Below are 3,020 nucleotides of genomic sequence, written 5' to 3'. Positions count from 1 at the left end.
AACAAGCCAAAAAAGCCCCGCCGCAAGAGGGCTGCCGCGACGAACTAGGTCTCGGCAGTTGCATGAGGCGTGCGTCGCGGCGCACGCTTCTCAGGCGTCCGACCACTCCGACAGCGCCGCGATCACGCTTTTCAGCTCCGCCCAGCGGCGGATCACCGTCTCGGCGCCGGCCTCGGTGAGCGCGTCGGCATGGCCGGGATAGCTGTGGGCGGCTCCGGTGAAGCCGATCACCCGCATGCCCGCCGCCCTTGCGCCGTGGACGCCGTGCACGGAATCCTCGATGACGAAAGTGTTTGCCGGGTTGGCGTTGAGTTTCTCCGCCGCGAACAGGAACACGTCCGGCGCCGGTTTCGTTTTCCCGGTCGGTGTTTCCATCGCCGAAAAAATCCGGTCGGCGAAAAACGGCAAAAGATGCACCTTCTCCAGCATGAATTCGATCCGCTCGGAGCGTGAATTCGAGCAGACGCAGCGCGGCACGGTTACCGCGGCAACGGCCTCGCGCGCGCCATCGATGGCGCGGACGTCGCTGCGCAGTTTGCGGTCGACCAATTGTTCCTCCCTGTCGATCAGAGAGGCCTGGAAGGGGATGCGGGACTTTTCCTCGACCCGCAGCATGATGTCCTTGAAGGTCAGGCCGGCATAGCTCTCCGAAATCTCCTCAGCCGATATCTCGTATCCTGCCAAGGTCAAAAGCTCGGCGTCGACACGGGCGGCGATGATCTCGGAATCGACGAGCACGCCGTCGCAATCGAAGATGACAAGGTCTGGCTGGGGCATGGTGATCCGGACAATGGGAGGGCGAAGTGGCCTCGGAAGGCTCAGGCGGCGCGGCATACACCAACAGGGCCGCCTTCGCAAATTCGCCCCACCCGTGCCTTGGCCTTCACGGAATATTTACGCTGATCGGTAACCATAACCAGGAGTAAACAGTAACGCGTGCCCTGGGTGTCAGAATGTCTGCCGTGCGTCTTCTCGACGAGCTATCCCACGCCCCCCAGCAATCCGAATGGCTGGACACGATCCTCAAGGGCGACTGCGTCGCCGCGCTCGACCGGCTGCCCGAAAAATCGATCGACGTCATCTTCGCCGATCCGCCCTACAATCTGCAGCTCGACGGCGACCTGCACCGCCCCGACCAGTCGAAGGTCGACGCCGTCGATGACGAATGGGACCAGTTCGAGAGTTTCGAGGCCTATGACGCTTTCACGCGGGCCTGGCTGCTGGCGGCGCGCCGGGTGCTGAAACCCAACGGCACCATCTGGGTCATCGGCTCCTATCACAACATCTTCCGTGTCGGCGCCAAGATGCAGGATCTCGGCTTCTGGATCCTCAACGACGTGGTCTGGCGCAAGACCAACCCGATGCCGAATTTCCGCGGCCGCCGCTTCCAGAACGCGCATGAGACGATGATCTGGGCCACCCGCGACCAGAAGGGCAAGGGGTACACTTTCAACTACGAAGCGATGAAGGCGTCCAACGACGATATCCAGATGCGCTCCGACTGGCTGTTTCCGATCTGCACCGGCGGCGAGCGGCTGAAGAACGACAATGGCGACAAGCTGCACCCGACGCAGAAGCCGGAAGCGCTGCTTGCCCGCATCATGATGGCCTCGACCAAACCGGGCGACATCGTGCTCGATCCCTTTTTCGGCTCCGGCACCACCGGCGCGGTGGCCAAGCGTCTCGGCCGCCATTTCGTCGGCATCGAACGCGAGCAGGCCTATATCGACGCCGCCAACGAGCGCATCGACGCGGTGCGGCCACTGGATGGCGCCGATCTCACCGTGCTGACCGGCAAGCGCGCCGAGCCGCGCGTTGCTTTCGTCAGCCTGATCGACACCGGCCTGATGATGCCGGGTGCGACGCTCTACGACGCCAAGAAGCGCTGGGCCGCCAAGGTGCGCGCCGACGGTACTGTGGCGATCGGCGACAGCGCCGGTTCGATCCACAAGATCGGCGCCGAAGTGCAGGGGCTGGATGCCTGCAACGGCTGGACCTTCTGGCATTATGAGCGCAGCGGTGGCCTGACCCCGATCGACGAGCTTCGCCGCATCGCGCGGCTCGGCATGGAGCGGGCAGGGGCCTGAACCCCTGCCAATTGCTTCGAATGCCGTTGATTCAAAGGCTCAACGGATCGCGCGAAGTGATTCAAATCAAGCCTTGATTCCGAGACGTTCGAGGTCTGCTTGAAGCGTCTCTGCATCGGTGAACAGCACCGACTGCCAGCCTGCCGCCTTCGCGCCATCGACGTTCTTCTGGCTGTCATCGATGAACAGCGTGGCCGCCGGTTCGAGGCCGAATGCGGCGACGTGGTGATCGTAGATGCCGCGATCCGGCTTGATCATGCCGATCTCGCCCGAGATGGTGACGCCGCGCGGGCGGTTGAGGAAATCGAAGCGCTCGCGGGCTTCGGCCAGCGTGTCGCTGGCGAAGTTGGTCAGCATGGTCACGTCGTGGCCGCTCTCGATCAGACCGAGCATGATGGCGACACTGTCGTCATAGGCATGTGGAACCATCTCGTGCCAGTGGCGGCGGAACCCGCGGATGTTTTCCGCGTGATCGGGATGGTCCGCGATCAGCAGCGCCTCGGCCTCTTCCCAGGTGCGGCCGCGATCCTGCTCGATGTTCCAATCATGCGTGCAGACATTGTCGAAAAACCACTTTCTCTCTTCGGCATCCGGAATGAGGCGGCTGAACGGAATGTTGGGATCGTAGTGGATCAGCACTCTGCCGATGTCGAAAACGATGTGGCGTATTTCAGTCATGGGGCCTCTTTGCACTGTGTGGCGACGGCTTTTTCGTCGCGCCGGGTATCGCAGCCTCGATTGCCTTTTTCATGACAGTCGGCAGCGCCTCGCCGGAAATCTCGTGAGCGAGCGACCAGAAATGCCCGTCTGGCGCATCACCTTTGATGTGAGCGTGAAAGACTTCGAGTTGGAGAGCGAAATGCGTGAAGACATGCGCAATGCGGCCCGCATACCGCCAGTCGCCGGGAAAGGGCGCGGCCGCTTCCGCCTGTC

The 3,020-nt window shown here is 62.6% G+C and carries 4 protein-coding genes; 1 reads left to right on the top strand and 3 read right to left on the bottom strand.

All coding sequences use genetic code 11. The features are described 5' to 3' along the window. Window positions 1-90: 90 nt before the first annotated feature. On the bottom strand, window positions 91-777 hold the full coding sequence (locus EN893_RS26495; RefSeq protein WP_127268823.1) for an HAD family phosphatase: 687 nt from the start codon (window positions 775-777) through the stop codon (window positions 91-93). Window positions 778-953: 176 nt separating this feature from the next. On the opposite strand from EN893_RS26495, the gene EN893_RS26490 reads away from it, so the two are divergent. Beyond that, the gene (locus EN893_RS26490; RefSeq protein ID WP_127268824.1) at window positions 954-2,087 is read left to right on the top strand and encodes a site-specific DNA-methyltransferase; all 1,134 of its coding nucleotides are present in this window, start codon (window positions 954-956) and stop codon (window positions 2,085-2,087) included. Between the two features lie 66 nt (window positions 2,088-2,153). Here EN893_RS26490 and EN893_RS26485 read toward each other — a convergent pair whose 3' ends face one another. Both EN893_RS26485 and EN893_RS26480 read right to left on the bottom strand, forming a co-directional pair. After that, window positions 2,154-2,765 carry an HAD family phosphatase gene (locus EN893_RS26485; RefSeq protein WP_127268825.1) on the bottom strand — a complete coding sequence of 204 codons (612 nt, stop codon included), beginning with the start codon at window positions 2,763-2,765 and terminating at the stop codon, window positions 2,154-2,156. Further along, window positions 2,758-3,020: NUDIX domain-containing protein (locus EN893_RS26480; protein WP_164901117.1), on the bottom strand; the 263-nt coding region annotated here is incomplete at its 5' end. The genes EN893_RS26480 and EN893_RS26485, both read right to left, overlap by 8 nt.

It is taken from the genome of Mesorhizobium sp. M7A.F.Ca.CA.004.04.2.1, from assembly GCF_004022825.1.
Lineage (GTDB): Bacteria > Pseudomonadota > Alphaproteobacteria > Rhizobiales > Rhizobiaceae > Mesorhizobium.
The sequence above is the reverse complement of the archived record's forward strand: the minus strand, read 5'-3'. Positions and strand labels throughout refer to the sequence as shown.